Below are 24,045 nucleotides of genomic sequence, written 5' to 3' on the forward strand. Positions count from 1 at the left end.
ATCAATTTTTTGTATTATAAAAATCCCTCTTTTTCCAGTAAGGCCATTGCCTCTATGAGCATGCAGCCACTGGTCTGGCCACGCAGGAAGGAATTCTTGGGTTTGAAGTACCAGCCATAGTTGTATATTAAAACTTCTTTTTCGGCTGTCGCAGAAGCGTAGGCCACCATCGCTTTTGCATTATATTCAATAAACCTGATATACTTATCCTTCTTGTCGGCCGGTAGGTCGGGATGCATGATCAACCGTGTAAAATACCGGATGAAGATACCTTTAAACAGATTGACATCATGGTCTTCCTGTTCTGCCCAGTCGCTCAGTATACGATTTGTCGAGGTGGGGACGGACAGATTCTCCAAAGTCCAGTCGGCTGTTCTGATAGCATCATCCATATAACGCTGCTCTTTTGTCACATCGTATAATTCCATGGCAGCCCCCAGGAAAGTACCGGTATTATAGGTCCAGGCACCGGATTTATTGTTGAAATCATCATAGACACCTCCGGTTGCGGGATCGTGTCTTGCTTCTCTCATCCATTCGTACATCTTTTTTGCCCATGCCAGGTTATTCAGCCCGTCGGTAATCTCAGTATCGCCATATTTCACCCATCTCCTCACTCCGATGATGGTGGCAGGTCCCGTGGAAGGCACACCGGGAGTACTCCCCGGCTCATCGTTCCATTTTATACCGCCTCCGTTATAATCCCATCCTCCCAATATCCACTTCCATAGATCTCTCGCAGACTCTTCATACCGGGAGTCATTGGTCGCTTCAAAAGCGCGGAGGTGGGCAAGCCCATGCCACGCCATATCATCATAAAATGAATTTTTAAATTTATTACCGTTTTTCCTCTTTACGCCTTCATAAAAGTCATAAATGATCTGTTTGTATTTATTATCCTTACTTCTGATATAGGCATCAATGATCACGTCAATAGCATGTGCTTCCGGCCAGTAGTCATACTGGTTGACCTTCCCGGTTAGGCTGTTGTTGAAATGTTTTGCTCCGGAGTTCCAGAATCCTTTCACGAAATCGGAACTGCTCTTCTCCGCGAGAGTCACCCATGAGCTCCCTACACTGCTGAAATCTTCCGACACAGCTTCAATACTGTGGGTGTGGCTGCACATATCCACCATCACTTTCGCCCATTTGTTTTTCAGATTGGATGAGTATCCCCAGACACCATCCCAGAGTTGTGTGTCATGGTTGGTGATTACACTCTCTTTCATGGAAGAGGAGCCGTCAGACACTTTTTCCAGGAATTTATTCACATTTCCTTCGGTCATCCTGAATTTATACCGTGTTTCATCTCCCCATGCTTCTTTTGAGAAATTAATGAGACAGACTGTTTTCCATATTCCACGTCCTTCATATTGAAGGTTTATCGCCCTGTGCTTTATACAATAGTACAGCGAGATGTCTGTGACCTCCTTCATATCGACAGTGGCTGTTGCGATATTGACATGTATCCTGTAAACGCCGGTTTTTGCAATTTCTCCTTCCGAGCCATCTTCCAGGAGCTTATTATTCTTCACTGAAAAGGAGCGGATCTTATCACCTTCATTATTGCTTATAAACCTGAAGGGTTGTCCCGCAGTCAATTCAGAGTAGATGATATATTCGTTGCTATTGACCTTGGTAAATTCCATCGACTCTGCAATATTTTCCCCAAATTCACTCCCTCTCCCGGTCAGGAACAATTTTGTAACCGGTATTTCGGCTTCGGGTCGTGTGATGACAATACGGCGTATCTCCTTTGAAAGGGCAGAGACCGATTCGTGGTAGGCCCGTACCGTCCATTTGATAGTGCCGCTCGAGCCAACTTCAATGCCCGCTTTGACAGAGATCTCATCCAGTTTGGCTTTGTTCAGATTTGCACTATTGGTGGTAGTGGTAATCGTATAAATGGGATCGGAAGGTGCCCCGTTTTCTTTAAAAAATATGATTTCATACTTGGGGGTGATACCTTTGCTTGCTTCGGCTTTTTGCCATTCGAATTTGGTTGAGGGTAGCTCTTTCGTAAGCTCGAATGCGCTGTTATCAGCCGGTGAGATAAGTTTTTCTACCGCATTGACTACTATTATCGTGTTCGTTTCTTCCTCAATTGGGTCTGAACAGGATAAGAACAGGCCTGTGGCAATCAATGAAAACAAGAGGTAGCACCATTTTTTCTCCATAATTTCAAAATATTTTAGTCGTTCATTCATTCGGATTGTGATGTGGTGAGCATATTCCGGAATTTGATTTTTAATGTGATCCCGACCGCAAGATAATAAAATCTTCCATTAATCCATAATCGAGTAAATTATAATCATTCCCCGGGATTTGCTTGTGTACGCCATTCCAATGCCATGGCCCGGCGATACCCTTGTCGCGGTTATAATGAGGCCCTAACAAATTCTTTAGGCTGCCGATCACTCTCACCTCTATCTTGTTATTGCCTTTTTTCAGATAAGGCGTCAGGTCGAAGTGATAGGGTTGGTAGGCAATTATCCCGGCCTTCTTGCCGTTCACATACACCTCCGATAGTGTTCCTTTCCATTCTTTCAATCGGAGTGTATAACGGGAGGAAGTATCGTCTATTCTGTAGCTCTTGCTGTAAGACACATCCCATGAATAATAAGGTTGACCCTGCGTTTTCCAACTACCCGGCTCCAGTCTGTCGACAGGCTTTTGGATGATCCATCCCTTATCTGCCGATTGCAAAGCGAAATCGCCCAATAGATATACCGGTGCGATCTCGGCATATATGCTCATGGGATTCACACTCAGTTCCACGGTGTTTATGCCCGTTTCAACATATTTCCCGATTTCATATACGCTAAAGCGGGAATCCAGCCATCTCTGTTGCGGATTGGCCGATATTGGACGACCGTTTATCTTTACTTTCCAGATATCCGGCTGTTCTGCCACTACCCGAAGTCTCTTTTTGTTGATATTCCCGGGCAGTGTGAAATGATACACTACTTTTATATCGCCGGTTTTGAAAGTGTCTTTCTCCACGATCGTCTGGCGGTATTGAATGGCGGAATTCCAGGGGTTATTCATCCCGAAGTGCCTGTAAAGAAGGATCGCTGCTTCCACGGTATAGAGATCTTTATCACCGTTGCCGTTCTTTATCGTATCGCCATCGATGATCAGGTTGCAAAAGTCGATATTGAGCACATTGTCCTGCTCCCTCTTAATCTTCAACGTACTATTGGCCTTGAGGGGTATGCCGTCAGCCGCCTGAGGCCTCGACGGATAATCACCCTCCTTCGATGCTGTACTGAACAAAATTAGGCTGCCGGCAGGCGATAAAACGAATTCGGCTTCCACAGACTCTCCCCGGGGTGTAAACGGATAAGTGAAAATGTCCCCCGACATTCCATCAATTTCAATCAATGACCTGCTTTCCACCGATATCTTTCCCCCGGCGGTTTCTGTCAGGGACGAATTCACAAGAAATATCAATTCACCGTCGTTATAACTCCGCCTGTGGTGATAGAGGTCGTTGCCCGATATGTTGCTGAAACGGATCTTATGGCTTTGCAACGACTCTTGTATCGCTTGTGATGTCATCTCTCCGGTGTATGTCCGGATCGCCGATGCGTTTTCAGTGAAGAACTGCTTCAATTCGGGGCTCTCCTTTCCATCTACTAAAGTGGGTGTAGAAAATGCAACCAACACCCCGCCAGCATCCACAAACTGCTTTAATAACCGGAAAGTTGCTGCATTCAGGTTTTCGGTCATGGGTGGAATGACCACCTTTTTGTAGGCTCTTTTCCCTACAACAAATTTGTTTCGACTGACCTTGCCATGGTCTTTTATGATATTCTCTGAACCGAGGTCATACTCCACCTGGCTTTTTTCGAGTTGGGTGACGAAATGCTGGAAATTGACACCGATCTCCATTGTTTTGGGATGTCCCTTGATATATGAATAGTAGAGCCAGGCGGTAGTGGTCGGCTCCAGTATCAGTATATCATTGACCTGCTCTCCCTGGCTCAATAGCATTGACAGGCGTGCGAAATAGTCATTCTGAGATTTGTAGTTCGACCACCAGGGTGAGAGGGAGGTGAATACCGGTGGATAATCATATTTCCTTGCACCGGTGATGGTCATATGCGACAAGTGTTGATTCATGAAATTTACACCCAATACATATTCCCAATCGCCCAACCTTTTCAGGTCTTCGAAGGTGACGTCCCATCCTCCGCCGCCGTAGGTCTCACTGAGGGTGCGTACATATCCCATCTGGTTGGCCACACTGCTCAACTCCTTCACCGACCTTATATTCCCAAATTGAGCTTGGGGATGAGAATCGTTGAACTGGTTGAATAGCATGTCAATGGCCGGCATCTGGTGCCATGCGTACATGGCCATGTTGTCGCCTCCATGCGACATGTCGGGCCATCCATGTTCCCAATAATGGCCGGTCCAGTACATACCCTTCTCCTCACAATAGTCGTACCAGGGTTTAGCCCAACGGTCGATAAACATCTGGGTGAGTGTCTCCATATAGTTATGGCGAACCTGTTTCCAGTTTTCTTCCGTTTCACCAAGCAAAGGAAGCACGTTTTTCAGGTCGTAACCCCATTGTTTCTGAAAGATATCGAATAGATCGGGGGTCCAGCGCATGCCACCGGGACTTGATACGTTCGGTTCATCGGTAAAGATACCTTTGATTTCAGTGCCCAGTTTTTCACCGAGATATTTTTCATAGCCCTCCGACATGGTGACTTCTATGAATTTTTCGGTGACGCCGGGATATAGCAGATCTACGTATGAATATCCTCCATGCCAGGCGCTACGACCATAATAGGTCTTATTGTAGAGCCAATATTCTCCTTCGATATTCTTGTATTGGTCCGGATTAGAAGTAATGTCGATAAACGAGTCGCCCTCTTTTTTCAGGCAGAGGAAATACCCATTCGCGTTGTCAGGCAATATCTCTTTTTTTTCGGGATTCAATCCTTGTCCCTGATTGTATGATTCCGGCATCCGGGCCGGTACGTGGCCACCGGCAAAGCCGCTGGGATAGGAGTTCTCGTCATAGATCCAGATATCCAGTCCCAGTTTCTTCCCTGTCTCAAGGCTATATTTGTAGAGATCGAACCACTCGTCCGAAAGATAGTCGCTGATCAAACCCGGCCGGGGATGAACAAATGCCCCTCCGAATCCCTGATCTTTGAGTTCTTGCAACATCCTGTCGATATCATTCCGTGTTACCTTTGTATTCCATACCCATAATGGTGCGGAACGGAACGATCCCGGAGGGTCGTTCAATTTCTTCTTTAATGCTTCGAATTCCATTTCCCTCTTTTGGGAAGGTGATGAATAGGTTGTTAATGTGGCACTGCTCTCGTTTTCTATTTTTATCTCGTAGCCCACAGGTGCTTTTAAGGAGTACATTATTTTGTTATCTGAACGCCGCCATTCTAATTCCAGCAGTTCTTCACCAATAGGAATGGACCCACTGCACTTCTCCAACGCCAGGTCAGTGAAACGGATGGTAATAATCTTATTGTTATGGTCTATATCTTTTATCCCCAGTACATCACGGTATAATACATGCCCGATATATGAGGCAAAACCGTGATTACAACTGGCATGGCTTTGCATGTGTTCCCAGAGTGTGCCGGTTTTTTCTGCCATGGCATAGAAGAAATCCTGCACTTCGTTGATAAGCCGGCTTTGCAGATTGTAACGTGACAGGATGTCCATGCGTAAATAATTTCCTATAAAAGCATTAGCCCGGTACACTTTCGGATAAGTGACAGCAGCATCGCGGTTAGGGCCAAACTCATATACCAGTTTTTTCCATAACTCAGGGTGAGAATCGGGGGTGGCCACATTGAAAAAGAAGGCATAATACTGACATACTTCCGTGGTATTGCCGGTGTTTTTCAGTTTGCCGTTTTCGCGAACAGCATTATCCACGAAAAACTCACCGTTATAGGATTGACGGAGCACGGTTTGACGGATGTTTTCGGCCTTCTTCTTCCATTCACCGTTTCCGTATAGATTGCCGGCGCATGTCAATGCTGCACTATAAAGCATATTGGAAGGGTAACTGACATCCTGGACCAGTTCATTGGCTTTCGACCATTCCACAAATACCCAACGCTCTAACTTTTCGAGCAAACCATCTTCATTCTCAAAACCGGAAAAATAGGAAAGCAACTTTTCTACACGGGGTTGGAGTCGGGCCACCAATGCCGGATCACCTCCGTTCCGGGCATAGTCTTCTAACTGCAGGATAAACCATAGGGACCAGTTAGGTATAAAATTTCCATCGTTATGGTCAGCGGGGTAGCACATCGGTATCATTCCTTCGGGCAGGAACTCGAATTTTCCGGGTAGTGCATAATTCTCCAGAAAGTTGTATGCCACGGTGGAATATCCCGTGAGACTTCTTTCGGTAATGGTGCTGAAATAACTGTCACAGAGCCATCCTGCACGTTCGCGCGAAGGACAATCCATGAAGACATCTACCGAATTCTGCCGGAATGTCTGTTTGGCGGCATCAAATATTTTATTCAGTTTCTCGTTGCTACTTTCAAAAGAAGCTTTTTTATCGTCGGGATAGGCAAATTCACGTAAATAGAGCTTTTCGATTTCACACTCTCCTTCCAGAACGATTACTTTCAAGTATCTGAATGTATAGGATTCCAGTGTTTCCAGATCATATTCCCCCGGCTGAAGTTCATATACGATATGATTGCAGATATCGGCGATTCGTTGTTTAGTCTTTACATCATCATTTGTCAATAACTCATCAAAATAAAGCAGCAATCTGACTGGTTGAGAACATTTTATTTTCGTGCCGATAAAACCGGAAAAATTGGTGCCGAAATCGTAGATATTATATTCATTTTTTTTCAGGTTCCATTTATCCTCTGGAGTAACCGGTTTGCGAATAATCTCCTGTGATGCGGTGGCAATTTCCTGAATTTCCTGCGAAACTGGATATACTTCCAGTTCCTTTTCGGTAAATCCTTTGAGCTTTTCACCTATGGCGGCTAAAGAACGGTCTTTGTGATAGTTTTGTGGTGTAATCTTCTTTATGGTTCCTGTAGAATGAATTTGGCGTGGTTCCTCTATTTCAAATTTCGGCATAGGTACATTACGGGGCAGAAGCTTTACAGCGGGAAATTTCACCAATTTCAATTTTTCCACGGTAATTTTTGGAGATATCCGCCATTGATCATACCCCTCTTTCATTCGATAATATTCCGTGAAAGGACGTTGAAAACTGTATCGTTCCACCTTTTGGAGGCGTTCCTTGATCTGGAATGCCTCAAAATCGTCTGCCGTTCCGGTTGCCAACACCACTTTACCGTCAGTCTCGGCCTCTGCCAATAGAAACGAAGGCTGATCGAGGGTATAATAGGAATTTATATTATAGCCGGCTACTTCTATGGCAAGCACATTCTCTCCTTCCTTCACCCATTTGCTGACAGGGTATTCATCAACCCGATAATAGCCATGGGCAGCCCGTGCAGGACCGGAACCGACAAATTGACCGTTTATAAAGACCCGATAAATGGTGGATGCAGCTATTTTGATCTTGATGTCCTGATCGGGTTTAGCGGCGAATGTACTCCTGAAACCGAGGTTCAGGTTCATTTCCTTCTCCCGTCCTTCTGCCCATACAGGAATAGCTTTTTTTATCTGTCCGCTTTTATCGGTGGAAAAACTTGTCAAACAACACAAGGCTAGAAGGAAGATCATGTATACAACGGAGGCTTTTTTGAAAAGGTACGTTTTCATCTGTTTTACGGTGTTAAATATTGCAGGGACATACTGTGGAGTACGCCCCTGCAAAGTAAATAAATTTTATTGGATTTAATATCCATATACTTCCAATTCCATAAAACTTATATATTGTGAGGTGGAATTGGGGAATGACAACGTTAAGTAACGGCCGGTTGATGGAGTGGGGAAATTGATCCGGAAACTATCTCCTCCACCATAAGTGGCTGAGGCCACAGGCGTCATCCCATCCAGAATAGTGGTAATATTCGGGTCATTGGCATCTATCGGAGATTCTGTCAGGTAGATCTTAATATCTTTTAAATAGCGCCAGTTTGCCGGGCCGGGAGGATATATTACAATATAACTGATTAATACTGACTCTTTCATGTCGGTTACCACACATTGTGGAAACGGTGCGCCTACTTTACTATGCCAACCGGTACCCTTGTTACCGTCGAAAAGAAGTGATGTTTGTCCACCTCCGCCATCACCCCAGGCGTGGTTCCCGTTTCTGGCTTCGGCTGTCCATGCCGATCTGTCGGGTTTATAGGCAAACGGATTATCATACTCTTCCCATTCTTTTGCGATTGGATCAATTCCATTCTTAGGTAAAAATACCGAACGGTATTCGAACAATTCCCCCGGTTTTGCATCCGGACACTCTAGCATAATTTCTTCCGGAAGAGCACGAACGATTTTCTTTTCACCCGAAGAGGTGGTATAACGTACTTCCGTGTATACCAGATCGGACGTTTTCGCATTCCATGTAATGGTCCCCTTGCGATTTGCATCCCGCACGGCTGACGAAATTGTGCGGTTGGTGGTGGTCATTACATAGTTGTCGCCATATGATGTGCCTGATATTTCGGAGGGTATGGAGATATTCCCTTGATGGTCAAAAGTTTTAATATAGAAAGTATAGGTACTTTCTCCCAAATTTTCGATATTTACGGTAATTGTGTCTTTATAATCACCGAGATTGACTCTTAGCGAATCCTGGTAATTATTCCAATAGATCATTGCATGTGTTATGCTTGGGTCTTTTGCCTCAAGCCAGGTAATCCGGAGCCGGTTATAACCGGCGAAAATTTTCAGAGAATCCGGTCTTTGGGGATATTTTAGTCCGTTGGGAATGAGAAATTCCTTATAGACATCGTCCATATCCTTGCAGGATGATATGCTCCCCGTGATAAGCGTTATCAGCAGTAAATATATTATTTTCTTCATACGATTTTTATATTTTTATGAATGTTCTATTCATCATCCTTTAATTGTCCCCAGAAAGTTAACTCTCCAATAATGATCTGGCTCATAGTTGCATCGGTGCCGTAAGTATTGAACGTGGATAATATCTTGAAGCGCAAATGAGTAACCGTTTGATAGGGATCAGGTGCATTTTCGGTAGGAACCAGATTAAATTCTGTTCTGTTATACCAGTAATCTTTATCCTCATCGGTAATAGGCCCAACTTCGCGGCCTTCTCCATAACCTGAAGGCTTGGATTGTTCAAATTCACCCAGCAATTTCCAACTCTCATCCCAACTCCCATTCGGGTTGGGGTTGGTACTACCCCATACCTCGAATGTACGAGGCCCGGTACCGGAATAGAGTTCATAGTTTGAACGCGGCCATTTCTGGATACGGCTGATTGACATTTTATGTCCGAGTTCAATAGTGAACCATTGTGGCATGGGCGCACTGTGTGAGGATGCATAAAAATCACCTGTGTGAGATGCTTCGGGGCCTATCCATAGATTTTCAAGCCTGTATCCGTTATTGCCCTCTGCCGGTGTAAAATAATCTGTGGGAAGTGCAGCATTTCTGAATCTGTCTTTGGGAAGTTTGATCTCCTCGATCGGAATCAATGTCCTATAGATGGTGTCCGATACATTGTTCCATCGGTCGCGCAAATATGCTCCGAAATAGCCCGGTTTGGGATCAAGACCTCTTCTTGCGAACTTCATCGTAGGTGATTTTGTATGGAATGTCTGTAGGTCAACCCACTGTGTACGCGACGTATTTTCTATCGTATCGGCAAGCATCAATACTATAGCCAGGTCGGCACTGGAATGATTTTCCGTCAATGATACCATGACACCACCGAAACTGGCATCAATATCAAAGTTAACCGTTTGTACCGGGGGATTGAGAGGATGTATCGTAGTGGAGACGGGTGTCGACAACTTTTCGTTTACACCCACACTATAGAGTTTCACTTCCTGCGGATCGGTATTTCCAAATCCTTCTACCACCAATGTGTCTACATATCGGGAGGCTTTCGATTCGCATATCTCTCCGTTCCGTGTGTAGACTACCTTTACTCCCAAAAGGTTGTCATCATTGGGTGTTTTGTATTTGATTGTAGCTCCACCCGGTATACTTGTCGTGCCAAGGACTGTAACGGGGGCAGGAGCGGCCACCGAATCGTCGATCTGGTCGATCCGACCCTCTTCTTTACATCCGTAGATGTATAAGGGAATAATTATATATAATAAGTAGAATATTCGTTTCATATGATTCAAATTATTTCATTGTAAGTTAATCCATTCTGCTACCATCCGATATTTTGTACCAGATTCGGATTTTGTTCGATTAGACCTGTCTGGATCGGCCAGAAATAGTCTTTCAATCCGAATTTTTGTTCTGAGAGAAGAATTCTCTGGTAATAATCTTCAGGTTTACTGGCGGTAACCTTGAAGCCGTAGATGCCTTTCTCATATTCTGAAGGTGCTATTTTCCAGCGTCTCAAATCCCAGAAGCGTTGTCCTTCGAAAGAGAGTTCTATCAACCGTTCACGCTGGATGATCTGTCTCATCCCGACCTGTGTGTTGTATTTTCCCGGGTTGTTGCTGTAATAGTCCCAGGCTTCTTTCACTCCGGGCAGCCCGGCCCTGGCACGTACCTTGTCGATATAGAAGAAGAGGTCGCTACTATTTGCTCCGTTAGGGCCTTCCGATTCATTAATGGCTTCGGCATAGAGCAGGTAGAGATCGGCCAGACGTAGCATAGGCCATGGGTAAGTGACTGCATCATAGCCGGTTGCGGAAGTCTGACGATTCTGGTAATGAACTACTTTCTTGAGATAATAGCCGGTAACTGGTCCCCAGTCATATCCTTTCTTCTGTTGTGCTCCACCGGCACGACAAGCTACCCAAAACAGGTCGCCTGGAACAGGATCGTTGACCTCCGGTTTCTGCCCGTACCATAAACCGCCATCGAAACCCATCCATGCGTAGAATCTGGGTTCGCGGTTGAAGTTCATTTCAATAGTGGTGTAATTCCTGCGAAGATACCAACGGTGTGATTCGTCTGCTGTGCGAAGGTTATAAGGATTTACTCCATCCCATTCCGGATCGTTTTCAATCGGTAGGCCGTGATTTGTATAAAACATTTCAACTACCTTTAATGGTGGGTTGATATGGTTATATAAACTGGGCATATCGGGATATTGGTCCCACTGCAGGTTGGGAGAAGATGCCAGTTGCAGGTTCCTGTTTGCTCCCAGAGAAGTATGGGTGTTGGTCCATATAATTTCACTGTTCCATTTCTCGGTAATCACGTTTCTCAGATCCAATTCCTGGTGGATGGTGTCATTCACTCTTACCCGGCTTTGATGCTTATATAGCTCCATATTGGCTTCCTGGCACAGATTGATGGCGTCACGACAGGCGACAACAGCTGCATCCCATCTGGCTTTTACCTCTTCGGCCGTCTTGTCGGTTTTAAATAACTTTACCCCTCTCTTGTCGACCAATGTAGATTGATCGCTGTTGTTGTTGAAAAGAGGACTGGCGGCATAGACCATAATCTTTGCCTTGATCGAGGCTGCGATCGGTTTGGTAATTCTTCCCAGTTCATCCCGGCTCTGTACATTCAGCGGGAGATCGACTATGGCTTCATCAAGCAATTGAATTATATAATCAAAACAATCCTCCATGGGATCACGGTAAACGCGTACCTGTTCCGTACTTGCAGTAATAGGAAGGTTCTCCCTGATAAGCGGGATAGGTCCCCACTTGCGCATCAGATGAAAATGAAACCACGCTTTCAGGAATTTGGCTTCGGCAATCCATTGTAATCTTTCCCATTCGGGAAGGTCGGGTACTTTTTTTGCACTTTCAATGAGGATATTGCAACACCTGATTCCTTCATAAATACCGTCCCAGTCGTTTGCGATGGGACCGCTGGCATTTTGGAACCCCCGTGCTATATTGAACAATCCTCCTCCCCATATTCCTCCACTTTCTCTTCTGTCGTAGATAGACCACAATTCATCACCGGTGATATAACCGTGATCACCGTCCAGGTTTCCTTCAGAGGTTAAGAACCCATAGCAGGTATATAAGTAGCGGATTGCCGTAGAACGCATGGAAAAGGCGGTCTCCATGGTAGCCATACCGTCATCGGGAACAATATCGAGATAATCATTGCAAGCTGGAAGAGCCATCATACAGACGATAGCAAATACCTTCAGCTTGTTTCTGTATATTTTTGGAATATTCATTGTCATATAATGTTATCGGTAAATAGTAATTAATTAAATGTCACATTCACGCCAAAGTTAAGTACCCGCTGTATCGGGTATCCGAGGCCATTCCCAGCCATTTCTACATCCCACAGCTTGAATTTGCTGAATAACAGTAGGTTTGTTCCACTGAAGTAAACTCTTAACTGATTGACATGTAGTGGTTTTTGCCATTTTCCAGGTATGGTGTAACCAACTTCTAGTTGTTTGAGCCTCAGGAAAGAACCGTCCCGCATAAACCATGTGCTTTGTTGAGAGTTATTCGCATTGACGGTTGGACTTAATCTGGGCCAAAATGCATATAAATCTTGGTTATCTTCAGACCAGTGACTATCTGCAATTATTTTGAGGAGCTGCGTTTGATTGGCAAAAGGAGATATCCCTATGAAATTACCACTATTATCGAACCCCGAAGTATTTATCCAGAAAGATTCATTAGCAAGACCCTGAAAAAATATGGAAGCATCGAATCCTTTGTATCCGGCAGAGAATCCGAATCCATAGATTATTTCGGGAGAGGTGGGATTTCCAATTGGAACCATATCTGCCGGAGTGATTTGCCCATCGCGGTTCACATCGGTGTATTTAATATCTCCACCGCCATATTGTCCACCGAACATCTGAGGAGCTGAATTCCGTGCTTCGGCGTCATCCATGAATAATCTTTCCGCAATATACCCCCAATTCTGGTTGAGCGAGCGACCTACACGTGAACGCCAATACTCTTTGTAATCGGGTTCTTCATAAACTTTGTACTTGCTAGTCGACCATGTGAAGTTACCCCGGGCAGATGTCCAGAAATCCTTATTCCATATATGTTGGTAGTCCGACTGGATATCTATACCATGAGCAGTAGCTTCGCCGATATTCGCTCTTACAGGGGCCTGTAATCCCATAGTCGAAGGTATTGCGGCTCGGGTCATCAATATATTTCGACGGTGCTCGGTGAAATATTCCGCAATCACATTGAGCTTATTCCATAATCCGACTTCAACGGCATAATTCTGTTTTGTGGAGGTTTCCCATGTGATGGCATCATTGGCATAGCGGTTGATCCGGATACCGGCGCCTCCTTTATCTACGTTTTCCCCAAAATAAGTACCTCTTGCTCCGTCGTTCATATTTACTTGTGACAAATAAAAGAAACGGTCGCTGCTGCTGCCGATCTGGTCATTTCCAACCAAACCGTAGGAATAGCGTAGTTTCAGGTTGCTGATGGTCGATGAGAGTGGTTCCCAGAATGATTCGTTGGATATTAACCATGCTGCACCTGCAGAGGGGAAAAAACCCCAGCGATTGTTCTCGGCAAAACGTTCGGAACCATTATAACCGAAGTTGAATTCAGCAAAGTACCGGCTATCGTAGGAGTAGGTAGCACGTCCTGCCAAACCCACGTTGCGGGAAGGTAACGAAAGTTGCAGGCTTCCCTGGTTTGCTGCCAACCATTCACGGGTAGTAAATACCAACAAACCGCTCACACTATGAACGCCGAACGTATTGGCATAATTGAGCCGAGACTCGGTATAGGTCGTAGATTCAACCGTCTTGGGACTTTCACTGTATCCGAGGTACTCGGTTCCGTTTTCATTGATCCTTTCCAGATGGTATTCTCCCGTATAACTGTCGTAGTTACCACGCAACTGGTACCAAAAAGGGATATAGGACCTGTTTACACTGTATTCGGCTAATCTGGAGATATTCATCAATGCCATCAAACTGAGTCCCTTGGTGATAAAGTCAAGGTTCTGATTCAATTCCAACATAGCCAGCATCTGGGAACGGGATCTATCCTGATATCCTCTTACCATTTCAGCATAAGGATTCCTATAATTCCCCTGATAATTGCCGAACATAATATGTTTTACATATTTGAAATCTTCATCAATGGGGTAGTAGGCGGGAAAAAGTACAGGGTTAGAGTGCATCACCATTTGATATACCTCTTGTCCTGTATACATAGGCCCAGTGTAATCGTCGAAGTTACCAGAAAGCCTGACTCCGAGTGTAGTCTTTTTGGTGATATCGATATCCACATTTGCCCTTAGGTTGTAATTCTTGAAATCGATATTATTATTAAAACTATTCCGCTTATCCACCTTTAATATTCCGTTATCTTTTGTGAATGCGGCTGCCACGTAGTAGCGGGCGATATTACCTCCTCCCGTTACACTCACATTTCCACGCATATTTTGGGTATAATCATTAAACAGCATCTTATACCAGTCATTTGCCGGATAAATATAGGGGTTCGAACCGGGACGCATTGTATTTTCGATTTTATCCTGGCTGTAAGGAAGTTCGCCCAAAGGATTACGGGTTAATACTGCCTCATTATGTAGCTTCATGTAGGTAACAGGATCAGCAAGTTCAATATTGCTCGTCGGTTGCGATATGGAGTTCTCCAAACGAACGAATATTTTAGCAGGTCCTTCTATCCCTCGCTTGGTCGTCACTAATATTACTCCATTTGCTCCGCGGGCGCCATACAAAGCTGTAGCCGTAGCATCTTTCATAATTGAGAAACTGGCAATATCGTCCGGTTGAAGACGGGCAAGGTCAGTGGAGGTTAATTCTATGTTGTCGATCAATATCAAAGGTCGGGTATTTGCTCCGAAGGTGGTGATACCGCGTACAAAGAAGTCGGCATTATCACGACCAGGCTCTCCACTTCTCTGGTAGGCGATAATACCGGCCATATTACCGGCTAGTGCGGTGGTCAGGTTGCTCGATGGTATTTTCAAATCCGCAGGATTTACCGTGGTGATGGCGCCGATTACACTCTCTTTCTTCTGCTTACCGAAGGCCACGATGGTTACTTCATCCAGTTCGCTGGCCGCTTGACTCATTTTTACTTCGATATAAGTTTTATTCCCTACCTCTATGGTTTGGGATTCCATACCGAGGAAAGAGAATACCAGTTTGTCGGAAGAAGAGGCTCTTATTTCGAAGCTACCATCTATATCGGTGATTACACCTCTGGTTGAACTTGCTATAAGGATACTGACTCCCGGCAGGGGCTCGTTAGTCTCCGCTTCCGTAACTTTCCCCTTTATAAGTGCCTGTTGCGCAGATAGGTAAAGAGGAAAGCACAGTAAAACAGATAGTAGAAAATTTAATTTTTTTTTCATCTCATTTTCATTTGCTTTAGATTAATATTCAGGATTTATTTGCTTTATTCAATACTTCTTTTAGAAAATATTATTACTTATTCGGTACGATAATTATAATTATAATTATCAGGATACTACCGGAATTTCAATCCGGGAACGATTTCTTTGCCAGGGGAAGGATGCAATTCATAAGTGTAATTTCATTTTTAAGTTGTAACTGGCTTATTGATACTTCGAACAATATTGGATAGAAGAGATGTATCGATCGATTGCTTATAACAATAAGAACAGACAATATTTAAATTTTTTATTCTTCTATTAATATAATACAAATATACATGAACTTCAATTTTTGAAAACTGTGATAAATGATATGTAAACTGCGTTAAATGATGTTTTATGTCAAGTTGTGGGGTTGCAATTTTGACAAGAGAGTTCTATTATGTGCTTTTTATCGTTCAACTAAAAAAAATGACTCCCCAATCTGCCTGAAAAATAGGATATTATTCCTCTATTTTTATGAATTTCAGATCTTTTAAGAATAGTTTTTGTCTATTTTTCTTTACCTCTGCCCCGGATAATGGTGGCATCTTTTTTAACTATATAACCAGTAGTATATGAATTCTCCAGAGTTTGCTCTACTATATTTTTAAAAACAACTCTTTTATACTTGCTGTAAATGTATTGTTGATGTAATAACTTTTCTCCCGCTAAGAGAAGAGAAAAGTTAAAATATCATTTATCTAATGTGTTTTATCATATAGATTAGCATCATTTAATAATTTAACATGTATTTTTGTAATTATATTAAAAATGTAATTTTAGAGTCAGGTTGCAAACCTAATAATTTGATTAGATATTCTATTCATTAAGATTATATATGTCTTGAGAGACATTGAGATTCTAAAATTATGTAGTTCGCAAGGAATGAGCATGACTAAATCGTCAAAACCAGTGTAAACCCCGTCACGGATAGTAATTGGCCCGATTTTTTTCGAACTTCATTGTATTTCATTTTGCAATACTCATTTTTCATTTTGCAAAATTATCTGAAAGAGTGCTATAATAAACTAAATATAAACTCTATTAAACTACCATGCTGAAAAGAATCATTAAAATTCATTTATTATTGATACTTTTCTCTTTTCCGGTTATTTTGTATGCTCAAACTCAAAATACGGTAAAGGGAAAAGTAACTGAAGCTGAAACCGGAGAACCTTTACCGGGTGTAAGTATTATGGTTGAGAAATCGACGAGAGGGGTTATTACCGATTTAGACGGGAGTTTCGAAATTAAAGTATTGCCTTCCGATAAATTAGTGTTCTCCTTTGTCGGAATGGAAACACAAGTGATTGAAGTAGGAAATAAAACCTACATCGAAGTAGAATTAAGACAAGTACAAAGCGAATTGGAGGAAGTAACCATCGTGGCTTTCGGAAAACAGAAGAAAGCAAGTGTTATCGGGGCCATTACTACGGTGAACCCGAAAGATCTGAAAGTCCCTTCGAGTAACCTTACCACAGCGCTGGCCGGTAATATGGCCGGTATAATCGCCTATCAGCGAAGCGGAGAACCCGGACAGGATAATGCCGATTTCTTTGTCCGTGGTATCACAACTTTTGGGACAAACAGAAACCCGTTGATATTAATTGACGGTGTTGAACTCACATCAACCGATCTCGCCCGTCTTCGTCCGGACGACATTCAAAGTTTCTCTGTACTGAAGGATGCTACTGCCACAGCTTTGTACGGTGCCCGCGGTGCAAATGGTGTTATTTTGGTAACCACTAAACAGGGGACTGAAGGTCCTGCAAAAATTTCGTTCCGCTTTGAAAACTCGATGTCGGCTCCGACGCAAACTGTTGAACTAGCCGATCCGGTCACCTATATGAAGATGCACAACGAAGCAGTCCTTACCCGGGACCCCTTAGGAACCATCCTATATTCGCAGGAAAAGATCGAAATGACGGAGGCCGGCAGGTATCCTCTTATTTATCCCGCAAACGATTGGAAAAAGATGTTGTTCAAGGATAATACCATGAATCAGCGCGCAAATCTGAATGTCAGTGGTGGAGGTGGGGTTGCCCGCTATTATGTGGCCGGCTCATTTAACCGTGACAACGGTATCCTGAAAGTGGACAAACGCAATAATTTCAACAACAACATCGCGATCAATAATTACGATTTACGTTCGAATGTCAATATTGATGTAACCAAGACCACCGAATTGATTGTACGTTTGAGTGCCAATTTTGAAGAATATAAGGGCCCTTTGCTCGGAGGAACCGATATGTATTATTTAATGATGCATTCCAATCCTGTGCTTTTCCCCGCCTATTACCCTGCGGATGAGGAATTCAAGTATGCAAAGCATATTTTGTTCGGTAACTATAACAATAGTAAAATCAATCCCTATGCAGAAATGGTCCGCGGTTACAAGGAGAAGTCGCGTTCACAGATATTGGCGCAATTGGAATTGAAACAGAATCTGGATTTCATTACCCAGGGACTATCTGCCAGGGGGATGATGAATGTCAGTCGTTTATCGCAATTTGCAGTCAATCGGGTATATAATCCGTTTTATTATGAAATTGCCACATATAACAGATTAACAGGGAATTACAAACTGATGGAAAGTTATATTGGTACTGAATATTTAGGATATGGAGAGCTGCCTGGGGAAAGAGAACAGTATTCCTCGTTTTATTTTGAAGGAAGTGTAAACCATGTGCGTGATTTCGGGAAACATAATATCAGCAGCTTGTTGGTATTCCAGGCCCGTCAGACCTTGAAGGCCAACGCAGGTTCATTACAATTGTCACTCCCCTCCAGAAATTTAGGTCTGTCGGGACGTGCAACCTATTCGTATGACTCTCGTTATTTTGCCGAATTTAACTTTGGTTATAACGGAAGTGAACGTTTTGATAAAGACAACCGTTTTGGCTTTTTCCCGTCGGCAGGTGCTGCATGGCTCATTTCCAACGAAGCCTTCTGGGAAAACATGAAACCTGTTGTGAACAACCTGAAACTGCGTTATTCCTATGGTTTGATCGGTAACGATCAGATAGGAGATGCATACGACCGGTTCTTCTATCTCTCAGAAGTGAATATGAATGATGGGGGCCGGGCAGCTACTTTCGGACAGGAATATAATACGAGATATAACGGAATTACGATTAACCGATATGCCAATCCATATATAACCTGGGAAAAATCATACAAACAGAATTTTGCGCTTGAATTAGGTTTATGGAACGAATTGAGTCTTATCGCTGAGTATTTTACTGAAAAAAGAACCAATATCCTGATGACTCGTTCAAGTATTCCCAGCACAATGGGGTTGACTGCTACTCCGAGGGCGAATGTAGGCGAAGCATCGGGTAGGGGTGTGGATATGACTTTGGAGTACCAGAAAAACTGGAACAAAGATTTTTGGACATCGGCACGTGCTAATTTTACGTATGCCACCAGCCAATATGAAGTATACGAGGAGCCGGAATACAAAGAACCCTGGCGTTCGAGGGTAGGCCTGTCGTTAAATCAGGTAAGCGGTTATATTGCCGAAAGGCTTTTTGTGGATGATGAAGAAGCTGCCAGTTCACCGCCACAATACATAGGTACTTCTAAATATGGCGGAGGCGATATCAAATACCTGGACGTAAACCGTGATGGTAGAATTACAGAAGCTGACAGGGTCCCCATCGGTTATCCTACGGTTCCCGAAATTGTGTATGGATTTGGGATTTCAATGGGATATAAAGGATTCGATTTCTCTGCATTTTTCCAGGGGGCAGACCGGCAATCATTTTGGATCAATGCAAGCGGAGATTCTAAAGGAACAGCTCCTTTTATTAATGATGCTCAAATCCTCAAGGCATATGCCAACAGCTATTGGTCTGAAGAAAATCAAGATGTGTATGCGTTATGGCCAAGATTGAGTACGATAGGGATTTCAAATAATATTGCAACGAGTACATGGTTTATGCGCAATGCCAGTTTTCTGCGTCTCAAACAGATGGAGTTTGGTTATACAATACCCAAGCGTTATACTCAAAAAGTGGGTATGAATAATCTCCGCTTCTATGTCAGCGGAAGCAATCTGCTCCTTTTCAGTAAGTTTAAGATGTGGGATGTGGAAATGGCCGGTAACGGTCTGGGATATCCTATTCAGAGAGTGTTTAACTTTGGATTAAACTTTACTTTTAACTAATCAAAATAAATGGTTTTAATCATATGAAAAAATATAAAATTATAATATTTGCCGCAATAATGAGCTTAACCGCTTGTGGTGATTGGTTGGACGTAGTACCCGACGGTGTTCCTACCTTGGATATGGCATTCAATTCGAGAGCGCAAGCCCTTAAATATCTGTCTACCTGTTATTCGTATATGCCTAAAAATGGAGGCTCGGGTGATCCTACCACATTAGGAGGCGACGATGTATGGACCAGAAAGACTACTCATTTTTCTAATCGTTTCTCCCTTGCCGGCCTTGATATAAGCGAGGGAAATCAGAACGCTACCAGTCCGGTACTTCCGAGATGGGGGAGTATGTATCAGGCGTTGCGTGTTTGCAATACTTTTTTGGAAAATGTGCATCTGGTTCCCGACTTGCAAGCCTGGGAACGTGAACAATGGACTGCTGAGGCAAAAGTTTTAAAGGCTTATTACCATTATAGTCTGGTACAGATGTATGGCCCAGTACCCCTGATCCGGGAGAATATGTCGGTGGATGCGGATGTGTACGCTGTAAAGGTAGAACGGGAACCGGTTGACGTATGTTTTGATTATATAGTGCAATTACTGGATGAAGCTACTGACGGCGACATGCTTCCCACGTTTGTGCTTGATCCGGCAAGTGATTATGGACGCATTACCAAACCTATTGCTCTTTCTCTGAAGGCAAAAGTGCTGGTAACAGCTGCAAGTCCTTTGTTCAACGGCAATAATGATCAGGCGACGTTGAAAAATCGTGATGGCAAACTCCTGTTTGATACAACATTCAAACCTGAAAAATGGGAAGCGGCAATGAGCGCTTGCAAAGCGGCCATTGATATCTGCCATGAGGCAGGGATGATGTTGTACACATATGAAGATGCGGCCAACAGGTTCAATGATACGACCGTCCTGAATGTAACCTTACGGAATGCTTTTAACCTGCGTTCGAGCAGTGAGATTATTTGGGCAAACACGCAAATGATTTCAATTCCTTCCAGTGGCGGGATGATTCATGCATCGATGCCGAAACTGAATCCCGATTATATCAACAGTAATGATATTTGCAAATGGTTGGGTATGCCGATCAAAATTGCCGAAATGTTTTATACCGAGAACGGAGTACCGCTTGAAGAGGATAACACCAGGAATATCGGAGATCTTTACAATCTGAGAACCGCACAGGCGAAGGACAGATTTTATATACGGCAGGGAAGAACCACCGTCGATATGCATTTCGAGCGCGAACCCCGTTTTTATGCATGGGTTGGCTTCGATGGAGGTGTCTGGTTCGGAGCAGGGCAATATAATGATAAAGATGCCTCATCGTTGAGATATCTTGGCTTTAAAATAGGCGAAACGGATGGTACCGAGGGGCAGGGTAACTGGACTGGTTATATTCCTAAAAAATTTATTCCTTATGAAGCCCAGCTTAACGCCATCAACTCTATATCTTCACCAAGCTATGCCTGGCCTATCATGCGGTTAAGCGATCTCTACTTGTTATATGCCGAAGCGATCAACGAAGTAGAAGGCCCTAACGGAGCCAATAGTAACGAATTATTCCAATATATCGACCTTGTTCGCGCCCGTGCGGGTTTAAAAGGAGTGAAGGAATCGTGGAATACCTATACCAATAACCAAAAGTATAGTAATCAAGGTGGTATGCGTGAAATTATACAAAAGGAACGTTTGATCGAACTTTCGTTTGAAGGACAACGCTTTTGGGATATACGCCGGTGGAAAACTGCTCCCAATGAGTACCATGTTCCCCTGAAAGGGTGGAACATGATGGTGTCTGTCATTGACGGGACGGAAGAAGAAGTCAACCGGATGATGTACCAACCGCAACTTTTGGCAGAACAAAAGTTCGGCATACGTGATTATTTTTGGCCTATCAGAACTGCAGATATTGAGGCGAATCCGAACCTGGTACAAAATATTGGATGGTAACAATTAAAATATTACATGATGATGAAGAATAGAATATTATATATCATTATTTTACTAATGTCGATTATCGGGATTAGTTGCAAGGAAGAGGGTCGCGCCGATTTTATTGACGAGAACGCACCGGCTCCTCCTCAGGTGACCAATGTGACAGTAGATAACAGGCCGGGAGGGGCTCTGTTGAAATATACCTTGCCGGTAGATAAAAACCTGTTGTATGTCCGTGCTGAATATGAGATCAAACCAGGCGTAATACGCGAAACGAAATCCTCCTATTTTAAAGATTCATTGGTTTTAGAAGGATTCGGCACCCCGGCCACTTACGATGTGAAACTCTATTCCGTAGGGAAAAATGAAAAAGAGTCGGCACCTCATATCGTACAGATCAACCCCACGACAGCACCCGTGCAACTGGCAACCAAAAAGTTCAGGGATACTTTCGGAGGAGTAGCTATTGATTTCGAAAATCCGGAAAAAGCAAACCTTGCAATCGTGTTGATGGCAGATACTGCGAATTTGGGTTACATGAGTGAGTTAATCACCTATTATACCGCTATGCCAAAAGGAACTTTCACTTACCGCGGTGTGGATGGATTAGATCCTGTGGAGCATGAATTTGCGATGTATGTGCGCGACAGATGGGGTAATTATTCAGATACCTTAACAGCTAAGGTGAAACCTTGGTTTGAAGAGTTTATTCCTAAAGCTACCTGGAAAGATTATACCCTACCCGGTGATATACCTCCGGTTAATTCAGGTTACCCAATAACAAGAATATGGGATGAGAATTATGGCCCAGATGGATTTCATGGTATGGAAACCAAAATGCTTCCCCACAATCTCACATGGGATCTGGGAAGAACCGTTAAATTAAGCCGTTTAAAATATTGGCCTCGCAAGCATGCGGACGATAGATGGAAGAGAGGACATGCAAAGATCTTTGAAATATGGGGCTCTGTTTCGCCCAATCCTACCGGAGTGATGGATGAGAGTTGGATACCGCTCGGACGATTCGAGAGTTTGAAACCATCCGGCCCCGGAACGCAAATTACCCAGGAAGACATTGCTTTTGCAGATGCAGGTATTGAATTTGAGTTCGGCGTGAGTGATTTTGCCCCGAATCCTTTTACTCCGGTCAGGTATATCAGGTTCAGAACCAAAACTACCTATGCTAATGCTTCATTTTCGACTGTTCATATTGTGGAATTGAGTTTCTGGGGAGAATTAATGAATTAAAAATAAATTATTAAAAATCATTTATGATGAAGAATATAATATTTATCATCTTTATTGGGGTCATTTTGGGATTCGCTTCATGCGATAGCCAGACAGACATTTACGAGAAATATGTCGTTCCCAACGGATTGATATACCCGGGACCCGCACAGAGTCCGATTGCATATCCCGGTGATAAACGTATCAAAATATCGTGGTTGAGAGGTACCGATCCCAGAGTACAAAAAGCAAGAATATTCTGGAATAATTACACCGACTCGGTTGAACTATCTGTACCTGCAGGTATAGATACAGTCAGCTATACTATTGCTTCGATTCCTGAAAACACATATTCTTTTATGGTTCGCACTTATGACGATGAAGGCAATATGTCTATTCCTGTTGAAGTGTTGGGTACGGTGTATGGCGATAATTACAGGAACATGTTGATAAATCGTTTGTTGAAGAGTACCTATTATGATGGGCAAGATCTTAAACTGAACTGGGGTGTAGCAGAGAGTTCTGAAGTAGGCATCCATGTGAGTTGGACTGATACAAATGGTGCCAGCCAAAGCGTGGATGTTGATCGATCGGAAACTGAAACGGTGCTTCCATATTTCAACCTCTCTAAGGCCTTGTCTTACAGCACTACTTATAAACCGGACTCGCTGGCAATTGATCTGTTCCAGTCAACAACACTCAACAGAATGATTGATCCGGTGATACAGATCCCAAAGGCCACCTGGGTTGACAAGCCAATGCCCGGGGATATGGGAATGAATGGCAGTTATCCCTTAAGGAACTTATGGAATGGAAATACAACCGATTTCATGCATTCGGACAATCCTATAGCGCTACCCGGTACATTTACATGGGATTTAGGACTGAAAGCAAAACTGAGTAGGATGAGGATCTGGCCCCGTAACAATAATGACGACCGTTGGTCCAAAGGACATCCGAGGATATTTGAAATATACGGATCATTAGATCCAAATCCGGATGGCAGTCTGGATGATAGTTGGACGCTTTTGGGTAAATTTGAATGTGTGCAGCCATCAGGCAATGGAATCGCCAATCCTTGGCAGGCTCCTACTGCTGAAGATATTGCACTTTCCAATAGAGGTATAGATTTTGAATTTGTGCCTGGGGCTTCTGTCGATCCCGACGCCACGATAAGGTATATCCGATTCAGGACTCTTGAGAATTTCAATCCCACTCAACCCCCGCGTGTTTTACTGGCTGAGATCAGTCTCTGGGGAACGTTGGTGAGATAAACCATTGTCACTTCAA

At 43.5% G+C, this 24,045-nt stretch carries 10 protein-coding genes; 4 read left to right on the plus strand and 6 right to left on the minus strand.

Annotation, left to right across the window (positions count from 1 at the left end; all coding sequences use genetic code 11):
* Positions 1-14: 14 nt before the first annotated feature.
* From VB073_RS09955 to VB073_RS09980, 6 genes are all read right to left on the minus strand, one after another.
* Complete coding sequence (locus tag VB073_RS09955) at positions 15-2,177, minus strand: glycoside hydrolase family 76 protein (protein WP_323404015.1); 2,163 nt, start codon at positions 2,175-2,177, stop codon at positions 15-17.
* Positions 2,178-2,247: 70 nt separating this feature from the next.
* Complete coding sequence (locus tag VB073_RS09960; RefSeq protein WP_323404016.1) at positions 2,248-7,755, minus strand: glycosyl hydrolase; 5,508 nt, start codon at positions 7,753-7,755, stop codon at positions 2,248-2,250.
* Positions 7,756-7,830: 75 nt separating this feature from the next.
* Positions 7,831-8,967: a DUF4998 domain-containing protein gene (locus tag VB073_RS09965; protein WP_323404017.1), complete on the minus strand. Its 1,137-nt coding sequence runs from the start codon at positions 8,965-8,967 to the stop codon at positions 7,831-7,833.
* A gap of 26 nt (positions 8,968-8,993) precedes the next feature.
* Positions 8,994-10,253 carry a DUF4959 domain-containing protein gene (locus tag VB073_RS09970; protein WP_323404018.1) on the minus strand — a complete coding sequence of 420 codons (1,260 nt, stop codon included), beginning with the start codon at positions 10,251-10,253 and terminating at the stop codon, positions 8,994-8,996.
* A gap of 38 nt (positions 10,254-10,291) precedes the next feature.
* Positions 10,292-12,244 carry a RagB/SusD family nutrient uptake outer membrane protein gene (locus VB073_RS09975; protein ID WP_323404019.1) on the minus strand — a complete coding sequence of 651 codons (1,953 nt, stop codon included), beginning with the start codon at positions 12,242-12,244 and terminating at the stop codon, positions 10,292-10,294.
* A 29-nt stretch (positions 12,245-12,273) separates the two neighbouring features.
* On the minus strand, positions 12,274-15,393 hold the full coding sequence (locus VB073_RS09980; RefSeq protein ID WP_323404020.1) for a TonB-dependent receptor: 3,120 nt from the start codon (positions 15,391-15,393) through the stop codon (positions 12,274-12,276).
* Between the two features lie 1,078 nt (positions 15,394-16,471).
* Between VB073_RS09980 and VB073_RS09985 the strand changes: the two genes are divergently transcribed.
* Genes VB073_RS09985 through VB073_RS10000 form a run of 4 tightly spaced genes read left to right on the plus strand, consistent with a single transcriptional unit; the run spans position 16,472 to position 24,029 of the window.
* Positions 16,472-19,585, plus strand: coding sequence for a TonB-dependent receptor (locus tag VB073_RS09985; RefSeq protein WP_323404021.1), 3,114 nt, complete (start codon positions 16,472-16,474; stop codon positions 19,583-19,585).
* A gap of 23 nt (positions 19,586-19,608) precedes the next feature.
* Positions 19,609-21,543: a RagB/SusD family nutrient uptake outer membrane protein gene (locus VB073_RS09990; RefSeq protein ID WP_323404022.1), complete on the plus strand. Its 1,935-nt coding sequence runs from the start codon at positions 19,609-19,611 to the stop codon at positions 21,541-21,543.
* 21 nt (positions 21,544-21,564) lie between these two features.
* Positions 21,565-22,776: a DUF4959 domain-containing protein gene (locus VB073_RS09995; RefSeq protein ID WP_323404023.1), complete on the plus strand. Its 1,212-nt coding sequence runs from the start codon at positions 21,565-21,567 to the stop codon at positions 22,774-22,776.
* Between the two features lie 23 nt (positions 22,777-22,799).
* Positions 22,800-24,029: a DUF4998 domain-containing protein gene (locus tag VB073_RS10000; protein WP_323404024.1), complete on the plus strand. Its 1,230-nt coding sequence runs from the start codon at positions 22,800-22,802 to the stop codon at positions 24,027-24,029.
* The last annotated feature ends 16 nt before the right edge of the window (positions 24,030-24,045 follow it).

Source organism: Proteiniphilum sp., from assembly GCF_034927365.1.
Classification (GTDB): domain Bacteria; phylum Bacteroidota; class Bacteroidia; order Bacteroidales; family Dysgonomonadaceae; genus Proteiniphilum.

What these genes read in the sequence shown, in the direction of transcription:
- VB073_RS09955 (WP_323404015.1), bottom strand. Translation starts at nt 2,177, where the DNA reads ATGGAGAAAAAATGGTGCTACCTCTTGTTTTCATTGATTGCCACAGGC.
- VB073_RS09960 (WP_323404016.1), bottom strand. Translation starts at nt 7,755, where the DNA reads ATGAAAACGTACCTTTTCAAAAAAGCCTCCGTTGTATACATGATCTTC.
- VB073_RS09965 (WP_323404017.1), bottom strand. Translation starts at nt 8,967, where the DNA reads ATGAAGAAAATAATATATTTACTGCTGATAACGCTTATCACGGGGAGC.
- VB073_RS09970 (WP_323404018.1), bottom strand. Translation starts at nt 10,253, where the DNA reads ATGAAACGAATATTCTACTTATTATATATAATTATTCCCTTATACATC.
- VB073_RS09975 (WP_323404019.1), bottom strand. Translation starts at nt 12,244, where the DNA reads ATGAATATTCCAAAAATATACAGAAACAAGCTGAAGGTATTTGCTATC.
- VB073_RS09980 (WP_323404020.1), bottom strand. Translation starts at nt 15,393, where the DNA reads ATGAAAAAAAAATTAAATTTTCTACTATCTGTTTTACTGTGCTTTCCT.
- VB073_RS09985 (WP_323404021.1), top strand. Translation starts at nt 16,472, where the DNA reads ATGCTGAAAAGAATCATTAAAATTCATTTATTATTGATACTTTTCTCT.
- VB073_RS09990 (WP_323404022.1), top strand. Translation starts at nt 19,609, where the DNA reads ATGAAAAAATATAAAATTATAATATTTGCCGCAATAATGAGCTTAACC.
- VB073_RS09995 (WP_323404023.1), top strand. Translation starts at nt 21,565, where the DNA reads ATGAAGAATAGAATATTATATATCATTATTTTACTAATGTCGATTATC.
- VB073_RS10000 (WP_323404024.1), top strand. Translation starts at nt 22,800, where the DNA reads ATGATGAAGAATATAATATTTATCATCTTTATTGGGGTCATTTTGGGA.